This is a genomic window from Terrimesophilobacter mesophilus (assembly GCF_014200375.1).
Taxonomy (GTDB): Bacteria; Actinomycetota; Actinomycetes; order Actinomycetales; family Microbacteriaceae; genus Terrimesophilobacter; species Terrimesophilobacter mesophilus.
In genome coordinates, this window is record NZ_JACHBP010000001.1 from 2,291,117 (window position 1) to 2,312,765 (window position 21,649).

Consider the following 21,649-nt stretch of genomic DNA (forward strand, 5'->3'; position numbering starts at 1 on the left):
ATCATGTTTAGACAGTGGCTCGCCGGCCACCGGTCCCTCGCCGTCACACTGACCAGTGCGACGGCAATCGTCGCGCTCGTGGTGACGACGGCTGTCATCTCCGGCGGGTATCCGGCGCAGAAGGTCGAACTCAATGACGCGTCGGTGTGGGTGTCGAATGGTGCGAAGCAGTTCGTCGGCAGGGCCAACACCGAGATCCTGCAGCTGAACACCGTCGTCGCGAGTGAGAGCAGCGAGCTCGAGGTCGTCCAGAACGGGCTCACTGTCCTGATGTTCGACGAGGGCAGCAGCAAGGTCAACATCATCGACCCGGCCACGTCGACGATTCTGGACACGGTGCCCATGCCCACGAATTCGCCAGGGCTGTTCACCGCGCAGGACAACGTCGTCGTGACGGACGGTGACGGCCAGGTCTGGATCATGCCGTCGAGCGAATTCGAGCACTTCGACCCGGAGACACCACCGAACCTGAGCCTCGGCGCCGAGTCGGTATTCGCGATGAGCGGTGACGGCGACCTCATCGCCTATTCGCGGGAGGCGCAGGTCGTCTATCGAGTCGATGCAGCGGGGACCGGGACCGTCGTCGAGTCCCATGCCCTCACCTACGGCGACGCTGCGAGCGACCTCTCCGTCACCTGGGTGGGCTCATCCTGGGCAGTTCTGGATGCGACGGCGAGAACGATCGTCATCAACGACACGGTCGTCGACCTCTCCGGCATCGTCGGGGTCGGCGAGCGCCCGAAGCTGCAGGTCCCCTCGAGTTCCGGCACCGGCATCCTTCTCGCCACCGCGAGCGGTCTCCTGCTGTTTCCGGACGGCGGAGGTGAGCCGGTCGATCTCGTCTCCGGAACATCCGGGAGCCCGGCTGCACCCCTGCAGGCCGCCGGATGCACCTTCGCGGCGTGGTCGGGCGGGACGGCGTGGCGGGCATGCGGCTCGGCCGATCCGGTGACGATGACGCTCGCGGCGATGCCCGTCGGCGCGGTGAGGCTCATGTTCGCCCGCAACGGCGACAGGGTCGTCCTGAACGACCCGCGAGGAGGGGGGTCGTGGGCGGTTCAGGCACGCGGTGAACTCATCGACAACTGGGAGGGCCTCGCGCACGTCCAGAAGGAGCAGCAGCAGGTCAAGGAGGACAACCTCGACACACCGCCAGAGTATGAGAAGGTCCAGCAGCCGCCGGTCGCCGTGGACGACAAGTTCGGCGCGCGCCCCGGCCGAAGCGCGATCCTTCCCGTCCTCTTGAACGATTACGACCCCAATGGTGACGTTCTGGTCATCTCCCAGGTGAGCACGATCGATGCGTCGGTGGGGCACCTGGATCTCGTCAACAACCGACAGCAGGTCCAGATCACACTCGCCGATGCCGCGCGTGACTCCGTCTCATTCCGCTACACCGTGACGGATGGCCGTGGCGGTGAGGCGACGGCGACCGTCACCGTCGCGGTTCGCCAGCCGAGTGAGAATTCGCCGCCCGTACAGATGCGCAAGAGCAAGACGCTTGTCGCGCAGGGCGGCCGCGTCACGACATCGGTCCTCGGGGACTGGGTCGACCCGGATGGCGACGCCTTCTACCTCGCCTCGGCATCGACCGCGTCCCCCGATGTCGCGAGCTTCAAGCCCGACGGCACGATCGTCTTCGTCGAGGGCGGGGCTGCGAGCACCTCGAGGTCGGTCGCCCTCGTCGTGACCGATGGCACCGCTCAGTCCTCCGGCACGCTGTCCATCACGGTCAGTCCACCGGGCAAGGTGCCGATCATCGCCGACCCGTTCGTCGTCCTCGCCTACGCGGGGCAAGATGTCACCGTACATCCGCTCGCGCACGTCCGCGGCGGAACAGGGCAGATCCGGCTGAGCAGCGTCCCTTCCCGCACCGGAGCCACCATCACCGCGAGCCTGGACGCCGGGACCTTCCGGTTCTCCAGCAGCCAGGTGCGGACCTTCAGCCTCGAATACGTCGTCACGGACGGCGACCAGACCACGACGGGTGTCCTCCGAGTGGATGTCGCAGCCCCGCCGGATGCGAATACCAAGCCGATCACCGTGCCGAAGACCGTCTTCGTCAAGTCGTTGAGCAGCGAGACGGTCGACATCGCGAACTCGGACATCGACCCGGCCGGGGGAGTGCTGCTCGTGACGGGCGTCACCGACATCCCCGCAGGAGCCGGCGTCCAGGCGGAGGTGCTCGACCAGCGCTCGATCCGGGTGACCCTCACGGCGCCCCAGGAAAGCGGACCGGTGACCTTCGGCTATCGCGTGACGAACGGCCTCGCGGATTCGGACGGGACCGTCACGGTCATCGAGATCCCGCGACCTGCGAAGCTTCAGCCGCCGATCGCCACCGACGATGCGATCTCGGTCCGCGTCGGCGCTGCCATCAACATCCCTGTGCTCGACAACGACGTCCAGCCCGATGGCGAGGTGCTCACGCTCGACCCGCAACTGACGACGGCGCTGAGCGGGGACTCCGGTCTCCTGTTCGCCTCGGGCAACATCCTGCGCTACCTCGCCCCGGACAAGCCGGGGAACTTCACGGCGAGCTACTCCGTGAGCGGGCCGGACGGCCAGAACGCGCAGGCCGAAGTCCACATCGCTGTTCGAGAGGTCGTCACCGCGACCAACAGTGCGCCGGTGCCCGCCACGGTCGTAGCGCGGGTGCTGGCCGGCGAGAGGGTGAACGTCCAGATCCCCTTGACCGGCATCGATCCCGACGGAGACTCCGTCCAGCTGCTCGGCCAGGAGACGAGCCCGGAGAAGGGAGCCGTCACGGCGACGGGCGCAGACAGCTTCACCTACGAGGCCGGCGACTATTCCGCCGGTACCGACACCTTCACCTACACCGTCATCGACGCACTGGGCGCGCGGGCGACGGGAACCGTGCGGATCGGGATCAGCCCGAAGGTCGGCGGAGCACGCAATCCGGTTGCGGTCGCGGACGAGGTGTCCATCCGGCCGGGGGGCACCGTGACGATCCAGGTCCTCGCGAACGACTCCGACCCCGACGGCAGTCCGCTCACCGTGACGGAGGTCCATCCGGTCAGCGACCTCGACGTCGTGGCCTCCACCGACGGGAACGTCGTCACCGTGACCCCGCCGGTCGAGCCGGGGCAGTACGGACTCATCTACTCGATCCAGAACGCATTCGGCGGTACGAGCCAGAACTTCGTCACGGTGACGGTCTCCCCGGACGCACCGCGTGCGCTCCCGGTCGCCAATGACACGGTCTTGACGCTCACCGACATCCTCGGTCGTGATTCGATCGATGTGAACGTCCTCGCGAACGTCTTCTTCGCGGATGGGCCGGTGAGCAGGCTCGGCGTCTCGCTGCTGCCCGGTTACGACCGGAACGCTACCGTGACGAGCTCGAAGCGCGTCACGGTCACCGTCGGTCAGAAGCGCCAGATCATCCCGTTCTCGGTGTCCAATCCGGATGACCCCTCGATCGTCGCCTACGCATTCGTGTGGGTGCCCGGCTATGACGATGCACTCCCGCAGATCAACCGCAAGGCCAGGCCGCTCACGGTCGTGAGCGAGTCGACGCTCACCATCCCGCTCAACGACTACGTGATCGCGATCGGCGGAAAGCCGGTACGGATCACCGATTCGACGACGGTGCGGGCCACCCATGCGGACGGCGCGAGCCTCGTCGTGGACGACCAGACGCTGCGGTTCAGGTCCGCTGAGAAGTACTTCGGGCCCGCATCCATCTCCTTCGAGGTGACGGACGGCACATCGGCGAGCGATCCGAATGGCCGAACCGCGACTCTCGTGCTTCCGATCAACGTCACGCCGCGGGAGAACCAGCCACCGGTGTTCAATGGCGCCGTGATCGACTTCGAGCCCGGCCAGGAGAAGACGATCGACCTGCTTCGTCTGACCAACTACCCGTACCCGGACGACCTGAATGAACTCGCATACACGGCGCTGGCTCCGCTCCCCGTCGGTTTCAATTACACGCTCACCGGTCAGACGCTCACGATCAGTGCCAAGGCGAACGCGAAGAAGGGCACGACGACCGCCCTCGTCCTCGGGGTGCGCGACGACCTCGTCGACGGGAAGGCGGGAAGCATCCAGTTGAATGTCGTCGCGTCGAGCCGACCTCTGGCGAGGCCTGCGTCGGACAGTGCCGTCACCCCGCGAGGGCAGACGACGACGATCGACGTGCTCGCGAACGACGAGGCCACGAACCCGTTCCCGGGGGAACCGCTCTCGGTCGTCGGAATCCGCGGAATCGACGGGGACTCCCTGCCGCCCGGTGTGACCATCACGCCGAGCGCGAACCTTCGGACGCTGACCGTCACGGTCACGAAGGAGGCGCCCGCCCAGGATGTGAACGTGCAGTACCAGGTCGCCGACGCCACGAATGACGTCGACCGGTACGTGTGGGGAAACGTGCGGCTGCAGATTCAGGATGTACCGGACCCGGTCACCGGCGCGCGCGTCACGGCATTCGGCAATGAGAACGTCACGGTGGCCTGGAGTCCCGGCTCGTTCAACAACTCGCCGATCACCGGATACGAGGTCACCGCGACACGCGTCGACTCGGGAGCGCTGGTCGGCGTGACCCCGTGTCCGGCGACGAACGGATGCGTCATCAGGACGCCGGGGAACGGCCCGAACAACGCATTGAGGATCTCCGTCGTCGCGATCAATTCGATCGGCCCATCGGATCCGGCAGTCATTTCCGGCCCGGTGTGGTCGGACGTCCTCCCTGCTGCACCGTCCGGCGTGAGTGCCGCCCCGACGAATACCGCAGCGGCTGGGGGCTCTCTGGAGATCGAGTGGTCGGGGGTGCCCGACCCGCCGTCCGGCTCGCCTGTCGTCGGCTACACGGTGCGCATCACGGGCCCGAACGTCGACATCTCCCGACTCGTACCGGCCGGAACGACGACCCTCGCGTTCGGCAACAGCGCCGGGACGCTGACCCCTGGCGTCGGGTACTCGGTCAACGTCTACGCCCGCAACAGCGCCCAGGTCGCGGGCGAGTCGGCATGGCTGCGCAACTCCGCCGTCCCCGTGACAGCGGTCGGCCCTCCTGGCCAGGCGGCGGGAGGCGTCACCGGCGTCGTCATCAATGCCCAGGGTTATGTCAGGGTCAGCTGGGGGGCGAGCAATCCACAGGGAGCACCCGGCGTCACGTACACGGTCGGACGGTTCGACTCGACCGACACGCTGCCCACCACGTGCCAGGCACCGAATCCTGGCTCCGGCAAGCCCGGTTTCACCGACACGACCTGGATCGACGAACACACCCAGGACCAGCACACCTACCGCTATGTCGTCTATTCGGACAACGGCTATTACTGCACCACGACCGCATCGGGGGATGTCCTGACCATGCGTGCGCCCGGGAAGGCGGCCGGCCAGATCTGGCTCCAGCCCAACGACGGCCAGTACGACATCCAGGTGCGCAACGACCTGTCCGTCGCCTCTCTCACTGCGGCGAAGTTCGAATACGACGTCAATGGGGACGAGAACTGGCGGGATGTCGTCGAGGGCCAGTTCCTCACCTCCGCAGCGGATGCGTCGGTGTACGGCAACGCCATCACCATCCGGTTCCGTGGATGCCGTGACATGACGGATGCGTTCTGCGGTCCGCCATCCGATGGAATGACACGGACGCCGTTGAACACGAGGGCGACGGTCATCAGTTGCGTGGTGGGCGCCCAGGTGGTGGCGGGACCGCCCGTCAATGCCGGCGACCTTCCCGTCAGTTACACCTATTCTTTCAACACGGGAGCCGGATTCGGCGGCTACGGGCCGGACAGCACCGTTCCGTCCCCGACCGTCCCGCTCATCGGACAGACGAGTGTGCGGGTCAAGGCCGTCGTCGACTTCGGCGTCGGGATACCCGAACATTCCAGCCGATACTTCACCGATCCAGGATTCGTCGAATCGAACTGCATGGAGGCACCATAATGTCCGAACAACCAACCGGTACCGCACCCAAGTCGGGCGGTGCCGCGACCATGACGCCGGAACAAGCGACCTGGTTCGCGGACATCTTCAACCGACTCGTCGCCGGTGTGGACCAGGTGCTGCTCGGCAAGACGTTCGTCATCAAGCTCGCATACACCGCGTTCCTGAGTGAGGGACACCTGCTTCTCGAAGACTTCCCCGGGACCGGGAAGACCTCCCTGGCGCGGGCCATGTCGCAGAGCGTCGACGGGTCGACGAGCCGCATCCAGTTCACACCCGACCTGCTCCCGGGCGACATCACGGGTGTCAGCATCTACGACCAGAGCTCCCGGAGCTTCGAGTTCCACCAGGGCCCCGTGTTCGCGAACATCGTGCTCGCCGACGAGATCAACCGTGCGAGCCCGAAGACCCAGGCAGCGCTCCTCGAAGTCATGGAGGAGGGCCAGGTCACCGTCGACGGGGTGACCCACATCGTGGACGCTCCGTTCATGGTCATCGCGACGCAGAACCCGATCGAGCAGGCCGGCACCTACCGCCTTCCCGAGGCCCAGCTGGACCGCTTCATCATGAAGGCCTCCATCGGATACCCGGACCATGCGTCGACCCTGCGCATCCTGCAGGGCGCCGGGGTGAAGGCGCACGACGTCGTCATTCCGCCCGTCGTGTCCTCCAGGATCATCACCGAGATGGGCACGCTCGCGCGCACCGTCCACGTCGACCCGTCGATCAACGACTACGTTTCCAGGCTCGTCGACGCATCCCGCAACTCCGACGAGGTGCGGCTGGGGGCCAGCGTGAGGGCTGCACTCGCGCTCGTGCGCACGGCCAAGACCCTCGCCGCCGCGAGCGGGCGACACTACGTCATCCCAGACGACGTGAAGGTCCTCGCAGAGCCCGTGCTCGCCCACCGCCTGGTGCTGGACCCGGAAGCAGAGTTCGAGGGGGTAACGGCGTCGAGCATCATCGGCCAGCTCCTGCTGGAGACTCCTCCGCCATCAGACCGGCAGGCCGTGTGAGCTCACCCGACCCGACGCAGAAACTCCCTCGATCGACGACTCGAGGGAGTTCCGCTCTGCCCTCGACACGGTTCGATGCGTCATCGTCGTCGTCGACCCAGGGCCTCACGAACGTCCGGACGAAGATCGTCGGAGACCGCACGGGGGTCATGGCCGACGCGATCGTCTCCGTGGTCAGGGTCAGTCGGGACATGGGCGGAGTCCTGAGGGCCTGGCTGTCGAAGGTGTCGTCCGTCGTCACACCGCTCGGATGGGCGATGCTCGCCATCGTGCCGCTCGCGTTCGCGCTCGGGTACTCACTCGGCTGGATGGAGCTCGTCGTCGTCGCCTGGGCCGGGCTCGTACTCCTCATCGTCGCCTCGGTCTACCTCGTTGGGCGAAGTTCCTTCACTGTGAGCCTCGGTACCGCGCACTCCCGCGTCCTCGTCGGGGAACCGGCGAGCGGATCGGTCACGATCGCGAATCCGACTCGCCACCGCATCCTCGGCGCCACCGTCGAGGTCCCGGTCGGCAGCGCGCTCGCCGCCGTCGCCATGCCATCGCTTGCGCGCGGAGCCGAGTTCTCGCACGAATTCGCGGTGCCGACCGGGCGTCGCGGAGTCATCCAGATCGGGCCGGTCCGAACCATCAGGGCCGACCCCATCGGTCTCGTGAGACGCGAGATCATCTGGACGGAGTCCCAGGACCTGTACATCCACCCGCGGACTATCGGCGTCCCCAGCACGACGACGGGATTCATCCGTGACCTCGAAGGCAACCCGACGCGGCAGATCTCGAACAGCGACGTGTCCTTCCATGCCCTGCGCGAGTACGTCCCCGGGGATGAGCGCCGCTACATCCACTGGAAGAGCACGGCGAGAACCGGCCGATATATGGTTCGCCAGTTCGAGGAGACCCGCAGGAGTCACCTCGTCATCGCACTCAGCCTCGCGAGCTCCGACTATGCGCACGAGGATGAGTTCGAACTGGCCGTGAGCGTCGCCGGATCGCTCGGAGTGAGGGCGATCAAGGACGCTCGGGCCGTGTCCGTCGTCGTGAGCGAGAAGACCCCGGATTTCGCCAAGCGGAAGGTCTTCGCCGTCTCGCAGCTGAGCACGCTCACGCGCAGCAGGCTGCTCGACGACCTGTCGCTCATCGACCTCGACGAATCGGCGCTCAACGTCAGGGATGTCGCAAGGGTCGTCTCCGAGCAGGTGGCCGGCATCTCGGTGGCGTTCCTCGTGTGCGGATCGAAGACCACTCCGAACGAATTGCGTGCGGCATCCGCCTCCTTCCCCGTGGACGTGGAGGTCGTGGCCATCGTGTGCGATCCGGAGGTCGTGCCGGGACTCCGCAGGGTCGCCGGGCTGAGCGTGCTCTCGATCGGATACCTCCAGGACCTGCAGAAATCCCTCGCGAGATCGGCCGCAGCGTGAGCCGGGCGCGCGATGTTCCTCTTCACGACCATGGGAGAAACCCCGGGTTCATCGTCGTCTCGACGATCATGCTCGCGCTCTCGACAGCCATCGCATCTCTCGCCCTGTGGCCGAGCTACGGAAGCGCGTCGCTTCTCGTGCTCATCGCCGTGACCTTCGCGGCCGCGGCGGCCATCGCGATCCTCGGAGCCGTGTTCCGCTGGTCGAGTCCGGTTGTTCTCGTCATCACCGTCGTCGCATACCTCGCCCTCGGCGTGCCGCTCGCCGTTCCAGACCTCGCCGTGTCGCGAGTGTTTCCCTCGTTTGCCGGACTGCAGGAACTGCTCGTCGGGGCGGCGACGAGCTGGAAGCAGCTCCTGACGATCAGCCTCCCGGTCGGTTCATACCAGGCGCTCCTCATCCCGGCGTTCATCCTGATCCTCGTGACCGTCGTGGTCTCGCTCTCGGTCGCCCTGAGGTCCCGCTTCGGCGATCTCGCCGTGCTCGGGCCGATCGTCGTGTTCGTGGTCGGCATCCTGTTCGGTCCGGAGTCCGCACAGTGGCCGTTTCCGGTCGCCATGGGGCTCACGGCGAGCATTCTCGTCTGGCTCATCTGGAGCCGGTGGTATCGGCGCAGGGAGTCGATCCGGCTGATCTCGGACCGGGAGGTCACGGCGGACGGGCAACCCGTGCAGAAGGTCGCGGATGGCGGGTTCGTCGGCGTGCGCACCCTCGTGAGTGCGGGGCTCATCCTCGCGATCGCCGGCACCGCATCCTTCGCCGCGAGCCGCATCCTCCCCCCGACGAACGACCGGGTCGTCCTGAGGACGACGATCACACAGCCCTTCGACCCTCGGGACTATGCGAGTCCGCTCAGTGGATTCCGCAAGTATGAGCTGCCGGAGCTGAAGAGTCGGACGATGTTCACGGTCACCGGGCTGCCGGTCGGCGCTCGCATCCGCCTCGCGACCCTCGACAGCTACGACGGAGTCGTGTACTCGGTGGGGCAGGGGAGCGTCAACAGCGCGTCCGGCGCATTCACGCGTGTTCCGCTCAGTGTGGATCAGTCCGGTGTCGCCGGGACAGCGAAGACGATCGCCGTCACGATCGGCAACTACTCCGGTGTGTGGCTTCCCACCCTGGGCAAGCTCGAGCGGGTCGCCTTCACAGGGGGGGATGCGACGACGCTTCTCGGGAACTTCTACTTCAATACGAACACCGACACGGCGGCGGTCGTCGGCGGGTTGTCCTCCGGCGACAGCTATTCCCTCAGCGCGGTGATTCCCACGCAACCCGCAGAGGACCAACTCTCGCAACTCGAACCCGCCCCGGTGGACCTTCCTGCGTCCACGTCGGTGCCGGATGAGCTTGCGACGACCCTGGAGGGCTACGTCGCCGGTGTCAGCGGTCCGGGGGCGCGCCTCGTGGCCATGCTGGATGGCCTTCGTCGTGACGGCTATGTGAGTCACGGAGTGTCCGCGACAGAGCCGCCGAGTCGTTCAGGGCATGCTGCGGACCGCATCACCGAGCTCCTCAGCGCCCAGCAGATGATCGGAGACCAGGAGCAATACGCCGTCACGGCCGCTCTCATGGCGCGCCAGTTGGGCTTCCCCGCCCGGGTCGTCTTCGGGTTCGAACCGAGCGATGCGAACCCGGACGGCCAGACGGTCGTCGTCGGAGGTGACGTCTCCGCCTGGATCGAGGTCAGCACGACGCGATACGGCTGGGTCGCGATCGACCCGACGCCACAGGTTCGGCCGATCCCCGAAGCGCAGCCGGAGGACCCGACCCAGGTCGCCCGCCCGCAGTCGCCCGTTCAACCGCAGTTGCCGGAGATCGACAGCAAGGACACCCAGCTGCCGCCGAATTCGAGCCAGGACCAGGAGCCACTCGAGAACCCCCTGCTCGCGACCGTCCTTCGCGTCCTGACGGGGCTCGGGTGGGCGAGTCTTGTGATGCTGGTCCTGCTGTCCCCGTTCCTGACGATCGTCTTCGCGAAGTGGCGTCGACGTCGGCTCCGGCGGCAGGCGCCTACTCCGCTCCAGCGAATCGAGGGAGGCTGGGATGAGTTCGAGGATGCTGTTCTGGATCATGGTTTCACCCCTGGACCCGCGCCGACGAGGCTCGAGATCGCGCAGGCCGTCGGGGGAACCCAGCCCTTCGTGCTCGCCGCCGTCGCCGACCGCGCGGTCTTCGCACCGGGAGACCCCGACCTCGAACAGGCCGATCAGCTCTGGAAATCGGTGGACGATCTCCGCTACTCGCTGGACTACAACCTCACGCGATGGGAGCGCATCAAGTCCCTCGTATCCCTGCGGAGCCTTGGTGGCTATAGTGTCTCAAGCCTGTTCAAGCGGGAGGGGGGCGACCGATGACATGCAGGTATTGCGGCACCACGTTGCCGCCGGGGGCGATGTTCTGCGGCGAGTGCGGTCGCGCGGTCACGACTCCTGCTGCGCCGGCTGCGCAATCCATGATTCCCTCTCCACTCACGAGGTCCGTCGCCGAGCCGGAGCCGTGGATGAACGCCTCCGCAGGCGGGTCGGCGAGCATCGTGTGCGAGCAGTGCGGTGCGCCGGTCCTGCCGGATGACATCTTCTGCGGAGAGTGCGGTTTCGTGGTGCGCGCAGCTGCCCCCGGAGCCGGCCCGCTCGGCAACGACAGGCCCGGCGACGACAGGCCACGGGACACGAACTCGGTGGAGCGGCTCGAAGAGGTGGCCGGCGACGATCCCGCGGGCCCGGAACATCAGGAGAGTCCGGCAGAAGAGGCAAGCCCAGACGAGGACATCCCAGTCGAGGCAAGCCCGGTCGAGAACAGCCCAGATGACGACAGCCCAGTCGAGGCAAGCCCAGTCGAGGCAAGCCCGGTCGACGACAGCCCAGACGAGGACAGCCCAGACGAGGACATCGAGCCGACGCGAATCGTGTCCCGCCCGATCGAGGGCGAGCGGTTCGTCCTGCAGTTCAGTACGGGGGAATCGTTCACCGTCTACGGATCCGGGCTCGTCGGTCGAAGCCCTCGGCCGGAGCCGGGTGAGTTCTTCGACCAACTGGTCCGAGTGGTGGATTCGAGTCGATCGGTGTCGAAGACGCACCTCGAGTTCGGCCAGGACGGCGGCAGTTTCTGGGTCAAGGATCGATTCTCCGGGAACGGCACGATCGTGCGGGAACCCGATTCTGCGCCCATCCGCTGCCATCCGGACCGTCGGTATCGCCTGGTACGCGGGTCGCGGGTCGACCTGGGGGAACAGTTCTTCATCGTGAGCTGACGGCGGAGTCTTCTCCCTGACTGTGCGGCGTCCCGCTGATTATCCACCCTCGCATCCGAGCGGCGCGCGCTGTCTGCCTGGGGATGGTGTGCTCGAGGTGTGACGAGCCAGGACCTGACGATCACCCTTCCGCGCCCGCCGAAGGAATCGCCGCGCGCACCGTTTCCTGTGCTGGCCTCGCTCGCGCCCGTTGCCGCATCCCTAGCCCTGTGGGCGATCACCCGGTCTGCGTTCGCGATGGTGTTCGCCCTGCTCGGGCCGGTCATCGCGCTCGCAGGTCTCGGCGACGCGCGGCGTCGGTCCCGTCGGGAGGCGAGGAGGGAGCGTGCACGATTCGAGCGAGAAGTCGTCGCGACGGTTCGCGCCATCGACGACGCGCACGCGCGTGAGCGGGAGGCGCTGGATGCCGCGGCACCGGGTGCGATCACCGTGGCGACGTCGCGGGGCCGATCGGAGTGGTGGCGGGGGACGGTCGGCGGTGGAGTGCCGGTCCGCGTCGGACTCGGATCCGTGCCGAGCCGTATCGACCTTCAGCCACGTGGTGAGGAGTGGATCGATGACGCTCCAGGCGGCTCCGCCCACCATGAGACCGACCGGCACGTGCTCGCCCTTCGCCGGCTTCGAGAGCGTGCCGGCTTCCTGCCGGGGGCGCCCATCGTGATCGATGCGCGCCCCGGAATCGGGATCTGCGGCTCGGGGGCCGAGGCGATCGCCTGCGCGTCGGCGATCGTCCTCCAGATCTCCTGTCTCCTGTCGCCGGACGACGTCGAGCTCTGGATCCCGTCGAACCCTCCTCCCGGGCTCGACTGGATCCGTGGCCTGCCGCATGCCCGTCATGCTCCGTCGACGACAGTCGACGATCCCGGCGGCCTGCACATCGAGTTCCACTCCTCCGAGCCGGCCGCACGCATCCACCTCGCGATTGCCGCCGACGAGAGGGCTCTGCCTCGCGAGTGCAGAGTGATCCTGCGAATCCGGGGGAGGGCGGGGCGCATCATCCGGCATCCCGATCGACTGGACGTCGGGACCTTCGCCCCCGACTTCGTGTCGGATCGCCAGGCGCGCCAGGCCGCGGCATCCCTCTCCACCGCACACCTCGGGGCCGTCACGTCGCGACCCGCGATTCCGGGGCTCGTGAGACTGGGGGACTTCGAGCAGCAGGTTCGCACCGACGGAAGGTCGCTCCAGGCGATCGTCGGGCGCGACTCGAACGGCCCCGTGGTCATCGACCTCGTCCGCGACGGGCCGCATGCGGTCGTCGGGGGCACGACGGGGAGCGGCAAGAGCGAACTGCTCGTGACCTGGATCCTCGCTCTCGCGGCCGGATACGACCCGACGCAGGTTAACTTCCTGCTGGTGGACTTCAAGGGCGGCGCGGCCTTCGCCCCGATCGCGAGCCTCCCTCACACGGTCGGGGTCATGACCGACCTGGATGCGAGCGCGGCGGGACGGGCGATCGCGAGCCTCGGCGCCGAACTGCGACGGCGAGAGCGCGTACTCGCGTCGAACGCCGTGCGTTCCGTCGGGGAACTCGCTGAGGATGCGGCCATTCCCTCCCTCGTGATCGTCGTCGATGAGTTCGCGGCCATGATGTCGGAGCTTCGCGACCTGCACGATCTCTTCAGCGACCTGGCCGCGCGCGGCCGTTCACTCGGGATCCACCTCATCCTGTGCACCCAGCGGCCGGCGGGCGCGATCTCGGAATCCATCCTGGCGAACTGCGGGCTCCGGGTGGCCCTTCGAGTCAACAACGCGTCGGACAGCATCGCCATCATCGGTTCGGCGGATGCCGCGACGTTGCCGCAGAGCCCATCGGGTCGCGGGCTCATCGCGCATGCCGGCGGTCCTCCCGGACTCGTGCAGTGGGCGATCTCGGACGCGGCGGACGTGTCCAGCATCCTGAGCAGGAACGAGCATCGCGCCTGGGCTCCGCATCGACCATGGCTGGACCCGCTCCCGCTCGTCCTCTCCGAGTCCGACGTGCCCGTCACCGCGCATCCGTCGATCTCCTTCGGTCTCGTGGATATCCCTCACGAACAGCGTCGAGATGTCGCGACCTTCACACCGTCGACGGATGGGAACCTCGTCGTGTTCGGCGGCCACGAGAGCGGCAAGTCGACGGCGCTCGCCGCGCTCGCCCGTTCCGCGTCCAGCGTCGTCGTCATCCCTCCGTGCATCGAGGGCGCATGGGATGCGGTCTCCGCCGCACTCGAATCCACGCGGAGAGGGCACGGCCCCGCCCTCGTTCTCCTCGACGATGTCGAGTCGGTGATCGGTCGATTCGGCCCGGACCACGAGACCGCATTCATCGACATGCTCACGGCGATCGCGAGGGAGGGTCCGCGCTCCGGAACCGCCCTGGTCATCACGGCGGGTTCGCCTCGAGGGCGCTGCCAGTCCCTCGTGTCGTTGTGCGAGTCCACGCTTCTGTTGAGGATGCCGAGCCGCCAGGATCACGTGCTCGCCGGCGGAGCGGCTTCGGACTTCGTCGCCGACCTGGCAGCGGGAGGCGGCCGGTGGAAGGGGCTCACGGTCCAGGTCGTCGCGACCGGGACACTCGCCCAGGAGTCCCCACCGGCCGCCCCCGTGCTCGAACTGCCGGCCGGAGGCACCTGCATCGTGGTGTCGCAGCGTCCGGGCGCTCTCCGGAACCGGCTCGAGCGGATCGGGCAGGTCCGTGTCCTCGAACACTCGACGCGCCCGTCGTTCGACGACGCGGGCAGCGCCACCGCCGGCTCGCCGCCCGCCATCTTCGTGGCGGACGCCGACACGTGGCAGTCCTCGTGGAGTGTGCTGGCCTCCCTCAAGACCCGCTCGCAGCTCGTGTTTCACGAGTGCTGCGCATCGGACTTCCGACTGCTCACCCGGTCACGACAGGTCCTCCTGCCCACCGACCCGTCCGCGGACACGGTCGTCGTCCTCCAGCCTGACGGCCGGATGTCCCGGGCGATGCTGCCCTGAAGCTCTGGCCCCGCGCCGACTAGCCCAGTACGTCCGCGATCGCCGTGTGGTCGAAGCCGAGCGCGGTCGCCACGGCCTCGTTGACCACGTTGCCGCCGTGGGTGTTGAGCCCTTTCGCGAGGGCGCCGTCCGCACCGAGCGCCGTGCGCCATCCGTTGTTCGCGATGGCCCGCACATAAGGCATCGTCGCATTGGTCAGCGCATAGGTCGACGTGTTCGGCACGGCGCCCGGCATGTTCGCGACGCAGTAGAAGAGCGAATCGTGAACGGTGAACGTCGGGTTGTCGTGGGTGGTCGGATGCGAGTCCGCGAAGCAGCCGCCCTGGTCCACGGCGATGTCGACGAGCACGCTTCCCGGCTTCATCCGCGACACCAGGTCGTTGCTGACGAGCTTGGGTGCTTTCGCACCCGGCACGAGCACCGAGCCGATGACGAGGTCTGCACCCAGCAGCGCGCGTTCGATCTCGAAGCCGTTGGATGCGATCGTGCGCACGCGCCCCGCGTAGACCTCGTCGAGCTCCTTGAGCCGCTGCAGGTTCGTGTCGAGGACGGTCACGTCGGCTCCGAGGCCGACGGAGACGGAGACCGCATTGGTTCCGGCCACGCCGCCACCGAGCACGACGACCTTCGCCGGGTAGGTCCCCGGCACGCCGGGAACCAGGAGCCCCGGGCCGCCATTGGGCTTCAACATGGCGTTCGCCCCGACGATGGGCGCAAGTCTCCCGGCGACCTCACTCATCGGCGCGAGGAGCGGGAGCGCCCTGGTCGGCAGCTGCACGGTCTCGTAGGCGATGGCCGTCACGTTCGAGTCGACGAGTGCGGAGGTGAGTTCCGGCTCTGCCGCCAGGTGCAGGTAGGCGAACAGCACGAGGCCGTCCCGGAAGTACCCGTACTCCTCGGCGATCGGCTCCTTGACCTTCAGCAGCAGGTCGGCGGTCGACCAGACATCCGCTGCGCCACCCGCGATCTCGGCACCCGCTGCACGGTACTCGTCGTCCGTGATGGAGGACCCGAGCCCGGCACCCGTTTCGACGAGCACGCTGTGGCCGTTGGCGACGAGGTCATGAACCCCTGCCGGAGTGATGGCGACCCTGAACTCGTTGTTCTTGATCTCCCTGGGGATGGCGACCTTCATTGCTCTCCTGCCCTCTGGAACATTCCCGTCGCTGTCCGTGGCGACACCCACGGTGCGACTCTGCACCGGGTCATCCTCAACATTACTCGGCTGTGACGATGGATTCCGAACCGATTGTGATCGAAAGGTACTGATTTCGTAAAATATCGGGTCAAAAGTCGTTGTTTCGGTCATCTTTTGGTGCGAAGTTGCGTCACTGTGTGGCAGTATCAAGCAACACGGAACAATGTTGTCCCTGCCCTGAATTGCACTTGTCCTAAGGAGTCGTGTTCTCATGACCAAGCCACTGCCCGAAGATCCGTTCATTCGCAGCCTCGTCCTGCAGGCCCAGCGTGCGCAGTTCTCACGCCGAAACATCCTCAAGGGCGCGGGGATCGGGGCCGGCGCCCTGGCGCTCGCTGCGTGTTCCCCCGGTGGCGGTGGTGAAGACAAGCCCAAGGCCGCCAAAGACATCTCGGACACCGACAAGACGGTGCGCTGGGACAACTGGGCGCTGTATCTCGACGTGGACGACAACGGCCACTACCCGACTCTCGAGGCGTTCGAGAAGCAGTCCGGCATCAAGGCCACCTACACCGAGGCCGTCGACGACAACAACACCTACTACGGCAAGGTCAAGGACCAGTTGAAGCTGGGCCAGGACATCGGTTGCGACACCGTGTGCCTCACCGACTGGATGGTGGACCGCTGGATCCGCTTCGGATATACACAGGAGTTCGACTACTCGCAGATCCCCAACGCCAAGAACCTCGTTCCTGCGCTCAAGGACGTGGACTTCGACCCCGGACGCAAGATGTCTCTGCCCTGGCAGGGCGGGTTCGCCGGAATCGCGTGGAACAAGGACCAGCTTCCCGGAGGCCTCACCTCGGTCTCCGACCTGTGGGACTCCTCGCTCAAGGGCCGCGTCGGCGTGCTGTCGGAGATGCGGGACACCATGGGCTGCATCATGCAGGATCTCGGGACCACGATCGACGGCAAGTGGGGCGACGACGATTTCAGCGCCGCGATCGACGTGCTGAAGAAGCAGGTCGACGACGGCCAGATCCGCAACATCAAGGGCAACTCCTATAAGGAGGACCTGCAGAACGGCGACACGCTCGCCGCCATCGTCTGGTCCGGCGACATCACCCAGCTGAACTTCGAGGCCGGTGACCACTGGGCGTTCGCGCTTCCGAGCAAGGGCGGCACGCTGTGGAACGACAACTTCCTCATCCCGATCGGATCCCAGCACAAGAAGAACGCTGAGGCTCTCATCAACTACTACTACGACCCCGAGGTCGCAGCACAGGTCGCCGCATACGTGAACTACATTCCGCCGGTGGCCGGGACCAAGGAAGCGATGATGGCGCTCGACCCGTCGCTCGCCGACGACCAGCTGATCTTCCCGAATGAGGCGACCCTGGCGAATGCCCACGTGTTCCGCAGCTTGAGCTCTGACGAGGACCAGCGCTACAACGCGCAGTTCCAGGCGATCCTCCTCGGAGTCTGAGGTGGCATCCGGGGCCTTTGCCGAAAGCGGTGCAGATCTCGAACTGGTGGGGATCCAAAAGCGATTCCCCGGCTTCACCGCGATCGAACACCTGGATCTCACGATTCCCGCCGGGTCGTTCTTCGCGCTCCTCGGCCCGTCGGGGTGCGGAAAGACGACCACCCTGCGGCTCGTCGCCGGGCTCGAGGACCCGACGGAGGGGAAGATCCTGATCGGTGGGAAGGACGTCACGAACCTGAAGCCGTACCAGCGGCAGGTGAACACCGTGTTCCAGAGCTACGCGCTCTTCCCGCACATGACGGTGCTCGAAAACGTCGCGTTCGGGTTGCGTCGGCGCAGGATCGACGACGCCGTGGGCAAGGCGCACGAGGCGCTCCGGCTCGTCGAGCTGGATCATCTCTCCGCCCGCAAGCCGCAGCAGCTGTCCGGAGGGCAGCAGCAGCGGGTCGCCCTCGCGAGAGCGATCGTGAACCGCCCGGCGCTCCTGCTCCTCGATGAGCCGTTGGGCGCGCTCGACCTGAAGCTGCGCCGGCAGATGCAGCTCGAGCTGAAGTCGATCCAGGAAGAGGTCGGACTCACCTTCGTCCACGTCACGCACGATCAGGAAGAGGCCATGACCATGGCCGACACGGTCGCCGTCATGAACAAGGGCGAGATCGAGCAGCTCGGCGCGCCGGAGGAACTCTACGAGCTGCCGCGGACGGCGTTCGTGGCGAACTTCCTCGGTCAGTCGAACCTGTTCACCGGTCATGTCTCGGGGTCGACGAGTTCGAGCATCAGCGTGGATGTCGAAGGAACGAAGATCACGGTGCCGACCAAGCGTGCGCAGCGCCACAAGGGCGAGGTCACGGTCGGGGTCCGCCCGGAGAAACTTCACCTCCACAAGGACGCCCCGAAGAAGAGTCCGGACATCAACACGCTCGGCCCCGGACGCATCATCGACGTCTCGTTCAGCGGGGTGAGCACGCAGTATATGATCGCGATCCCCGGTATCGGCACTGTGTCGGTGTTCCAGCAGAACATGACATTCGGCCCGCTCGCCGGTGAAGGCGCCGAAGTGTGGGTGAGCTGGAATGTCGATCACGGATTCGGACTCGAGGACGAACCATCCCCGACGCCCCGGTTCCCGGCTGACACCGACACGGCGACGATCGCAGTGCAGAAGAAGCGTGCCCTGATGTCGGAGCTCGAGGAGGCCTGACCATGGCCTTCAGCGCATTCGCGACGGGCACCGCGCAAGAGCAGGCTCCGCGGCGGAAGAGCAAGATCGCCCTGCTCCTCCTGCTGCCGGGCATCCTCTACCTGATGCTGTTCTTCCTCGTTCCGCTCGTGTCGCTCGTCATCACCTCGTTCCAGGCGCCGGTGCCCTACGGCGACATCGGGGAGTTCCAGACGGCGTTCAAGTGGCAGAACTACGTCGACGTCGTGAACACGTATGGCGAACACATCCTCCGCTCCTTCGGATACGCGATTCTCGCCACGATCTTCGCGCTGCTGTTCAGCTACCCGCTCGCGTATTTCATCGGAGTGAAGGCGCGACGCTGGCCGCTCCTGCAGAACCTCATGCTCGTCCTCGTGATAGCGCCGTTCTTCATCAGCTTCCTGCTGCGCACACTCGCCTGGAAGTCGATCCTCTCCGATGAGTCATTCGTGATCAGCGGGCTCAAGGCGCTCTCCCTCATGGCGCCGGATGCCCATTTCACCGGCACGGCCGCCGCGGTCGTGTTCGGACTCACCTACAACTTCATCCCGTTCATGACCCTGCCGCTGTACTCCAACCTCCAGCAACTGGACACGCGGCTTCTCGAGGCCGGAAGCGACCTCTACTCGACGCCGTCGAAGACCTTCTTCAAGGTCACCGTGCCGCTGTCGATGACCGGAATCGTCTCGGGAGTGCTGCTGACGTTCATCCCGGCCGCAGGCGACTACATCAACGCGAGCCGCGACTTCCTGGGAGGCACGGGCACCGCCATGATCGGGAACGTGATCGAGAGCAACTTCCTCGTGACTCTGAACTATCCGGTCGCCGCCGCCCTCTCGATCATCCTCATGGCAGTGATCCTCGTCATGGTCACCGTGTACGTCAAACGGAGTGGAACGGAGGACCTGCTGTGACACTCCAGGAAGGCCGCGTCGTCAGCAGGGCGGTGACCCGGCCGGCTCCTCCCAGCCGCAGGGGCGCGCGACTGGGCGTCGGGAAATGGGTTCTGCCGATCTATGCGGCGATCGCGTTCGTGTTCCTGCTCATCCCGATCGCGTACACCTTCGTGTTCTCCTTCAACGACTCGGTCAAGTCGAACATCGTCTGGCGCGGGTTCACCTTCGACAAGTGGCTCAACGTCTGCGACCAGATCGATGTGTGTGTCGCGTTCGGGAACAGTCTCATCATCGGCATCACGGCGACGATCGCTGCGACGATCCTCGGCACCATGATCGCGATCGCCCTCGTGAGGTATCGGTTCCGCTTCCGTTCCGCGATCAGCCTGCTCCTGTTCCTCCCGATGGCGACGCCGGAGGTCGTGCTCGGCGCAGGACTTGCAGCAGAATTCCTCGGCGCAGGAGTGCAGAAGGGCCTCGGGACGATCATCATCGCCCACACCATGTTCTGCGTGAGCTTCGTCGTCGTCACGGTCAAGGCACGAGTCTCGACTCTCGACCCCGCGCTCGAAGAGGCGGGAAGGGACCTGTACGGCTCGCCGAACCAGGTGTTCTGGCGGGTGACGTTCCCGCTCCTGCTTCCCGGCATCATCGCGGCGGCCCTGCTCTCGTTCGCTCTGAGCTTCGATGACTTCATCATCACGAACTTCAATGCGGGAACGACGAGCACCTTCCCGAAGTACATCTACATCTCCGCTGCGCGTGGAATCCCCGCAGAAGCGAACGTCATCGCCTCCGCGGTGTTCTTCCTCGCCATCATTCTCGTACTGGCCGCCCAGATCTCCTCGGCGGTGAAGCGCAAGCGGCTCGCGAAGGTCGGATGATGCACAGGAACCACGGTCGGGCATGACCGGGTACCGGGATCGCGAGAGGCTCGCAGAACTGTGGTCCGCCGAGGTGGACCTGTTCCGCGCTGCCCGGCCGGAATCCGAGAAGCTGTGGCGGGCCGCGACACGGCATCTTCCGGATGGCGTTCCCATGCTGTGGATGGCGAAATGGCCCGGCCCCTGGCCGGTGTACGTCCGCAGCGCACTCGGAGCGCACTTCACCGATGTGGACGGGATCGACCACGTCGATCTCTGCCTCGGCGACACGGGCGCGATGTGCGGTCACGCGCCGGCAGCATCCGTTCGAGCCATCTCCGAACAGCTCGCGAAGGGCTCGACCTTCATGCTGCCGACCGAGGATGCGGCGGTCGCCGCGGAGCTGCTGACCGAGCGGTTCGGCGTGCCGAGCTGGCAGTTCACCCTCTCGGCGACGGACGCCAACCGGAGCCTCATCCGGTACGCGCGACAGGTGACCGGCCGCCGGAAGATCCTCGTCCACGACTACTGCTACCACGGCTCCGTCGACGAGGCCTTCGCGACCCTCGACGACACCGGGGCGGTCGTCGAGCGCCGTGGGAACATCGGCGCGCCGGTGCCTCCGTCCGAGACGACGATGGTGGTTCCGTTCAATGACGTCGCCGCTCTCGAGGCCGCACTGTCGACGGGCGAGGTCGCGGCGATGCTCATCGAGCCCGCCCTCACGAACATCGGAATCGTTCTGCCCGATGACGGCTATCACGACGCGGTTCGCGAACTGTGCACGAGGTTCGGCGTCATCCTCATCATCGATGAGACCCACACGATCAGCGCCGGCCCCGGCGGCATGACGACGACCTGGGGGTTGTCCCCGGATGCGGTCGTCGTCGGCAAGAGCATCGGCGGCGGGATACCGGCGGGTGCGTTCGGCATGTCGGCCGAGCTCGCCGAACGAGCACGGCGCAGCCTCGAGCTCGAGGACATCGATGTCGGGGGAGTCGGTGGGACCCTCGCAGGAAACGCACTGTCGCTCGCCGGAGTGAGGGCGACGCTCTCCGAGGTGCTCACGGCCGACGCGTTCGTGGGTATGACGGCACGGGCGACCGAGTGGACGGCCGGCGTCCAGGCGGTGCTCGACGAGTTCGCCGTGCCATGGCAGGTCACTCAGCTGGGTGCCCGCGCGGAGTACAGCTTCCGCGCGACACCGCCGCGCGATGGCGCGGAGGCGGCCGCCGCCGACGACTTCGAGCTGCAGCAGTACCTTCACCTGCACGCGCTCAATCGCGGCATCCTCATCACACCGTTCCACAACATGGCGCTCATGTGCCCCGTGACGACGACGGCGGACGTCGAGCGGCACTCGCTGGCCTTCCGGGAAGCCGTGTCGAGCCTGTACGCCTGACCGGCGGCATCCGGCCGGCCCGACGGTGTAACCCTTTTGGGTACTTGGGGCCGGATGGGCCTTGTGACACCATCGAATCGGTGCCAGTCGACAATTCTGGAC

Annotated in this window: 12 protein-coding genes; 11 read left to right on the plus strand and 1 reads right to left on the minus strand. The window is 66.5% G+C overall.

Annotation, left to right across the window (positions count from 1 at the left end):
* Window positions 1–3: 3 nt before the first annotated feature.
* The 6 genes from BKA04_RS11300 to BKA04_RS11325 all read left to right on the plus strand — a co-directional run bounded on the left by BKA04_RS11300 (window position 4) and on the right by BKA04_RS11325 (window position 14,561).
* Window positions 4–5,919 (plus strand): fibronectin type III domain-containing protein, encoded by a 5,916-nt coding sequence (locus BKA04_RS11300; RefSeq protein ID WP_104096507.1) that lies wholly within the window; start codon window positions 4–6, stop codon window positions 5,917–5,919.
* Complete coding sequence (locus tag BKA04_RS11305; RefSeq protein WP_232842046.1) at window positions 5,919–6,935, plus strand: AAA family ATPase; 1,017 nt, start codon at window positions 5,919–5,921, stop codon at window positions 6,933–6,935. The genes BKA04_RS11300 and BKA04_RS11305 overlap by 1 nt, the downstream gene beginning before the upstream one ends.
* Window positions 6,932–8,350 (plus strand): DUF58 domain-containing protein, encoded by a 1,419-nt coding sequence (locus BKA04_RS11310; protein ID WP_232842047.1) that lies wholly within the window; start codon window positions 6,932–6,934, stop codon window positions 8,348–8,350. The genes BKA04_RS11305 and BKA04_RS11310 overlap by 4 nt, the downstream gene beginning before the upstream one ends.
* Window positions 8,347–10,704 carry a transglutaminaseTgpA domain-containing protein gene (locus BKA04_RS11315; protein WP_232842048.1) on the plus strand — a complete coding sequence of 786 codons (2,358 nt, stop codon included), beginning with the start codon at window positions 8,347–8,349 and terminating at the stop codon, window positions 10,702–10,704. Before BKA04_RS11310 ends, BKA04_RS11315 begins: the two co-directional genes overlap by 4 nt.
* On the plus strand, window positions 10,701–11,600 hold the full coding sequence (locus BKA04_RS11320) for a zinc-ribbon domain-containing protein (protein WP_104096508.1): 900 nt from the start codon (window positions 10,701–10,703) through the stop codon (window positions 11,598–11,600). The genes BKA04_RS11315 and BKA04_RS11320 overlap by 4 nt, the downstream gene beginning before the upstream one ends.
* A gap of 99 nt (window positions 11,601–11,699) precedes the next feature.
* A complete protein-coding gene (locus BKA04_RS11325) occupies window positions 11,700–14,561 on the plus strand; it encodes an FtsK/SpoIIIE domain-containing protein (RefSeq protein WP_104096509.1) in 2,862 nt (953 codons plus the stop codon).
* Between the two features lie 19 nt (window positions 14,562–14,580).
* On the opposite strand, the gene ald is transcribed toward BKA04_RS11325, so the two are convergent.
* On the minus strand, window positions 14,581–15,696 hold the full coding sequence (gene ald, locus BKA04_RS11330; RefSeq protein WP_104096510.1) for an alanine dehydrogenase: 1,116 nt from the start codon (window positions 15,694–15,696) through the stop codon (window positions 14,581–14,583).
* 274 nt (window positions 15,697–15,970) lie between these two features.
* Between ald and BKA04_RS11335 the strand changes: the two genes are divergently transcribed.
* Genes BKA04_RS11335 through BKA04_RS11355 form a run of 5 tightly spaced genes read left to right on the plus strand, consistent with a single transcriptional unit; the run spans window position 15,971 to window position 21,547 of the window.
* A complete protein-coding gene (locus tag BKA04_RS11335) occupies window positions 15,971–17,185 on the plus strand; it encodes an ABC transporter substrate-binding protein (protein WP_104096511.1) in 1,215 nt (404 codons plus the stop codon).
* A 1-nt stretch (window position 17,186) separates the two neighbouring features.
* A complete protein-coding gene (locus BKA04_RS11340) occupies window positions 17,187–18,386 on the plus strand; it encodes an ABC transporter ATP-binding protein (RefSeq protein ID WP_104096512.1) in 1,200 nt (399 codons plus the stop codon).
* A 2-nt stretch (window positions 18,387–18,388) separates the two neighbouring features.
* Window positions 18,389–19,300, plus strand: a complete 912-nt coding sequence (locus BKA04_RS11345) for an ABC transporter permease (protein WP_104096513.1) — start codon at window positions 18,389–18,391, stop codon at window positions 19,298–19,300.
* Between the two features lie 32 nt (window positions 19,301–19,332).
* Window positions 19,333–20,166 (plus strand): ABC transporter permease, encoded by an 834-nt coding sequence (locus tag BKA04_RS11350; protein WP_104096774.1) that lies wholly within the window; start codon window positions 19,333–19,335, stop codon window positions 20,164–20,166.
* A gap of 22 nt (window positions 20,167–20,188) precedes the next feature.
* The gene (locus BKA04_RS11355; RefSeq protein ID WP_104096514.1) at window positions 20,189–21,547 is read left to right on the plus strand and encodes a transaminase; all 1,359 of its coding nucleotides are present in this window, start codon (window positions 20,189–20,191) and stop codon (window positions 21,545–21,547) included.
* Window positions 21,548–21,649 lie beyond the last annotated feature (102 nt).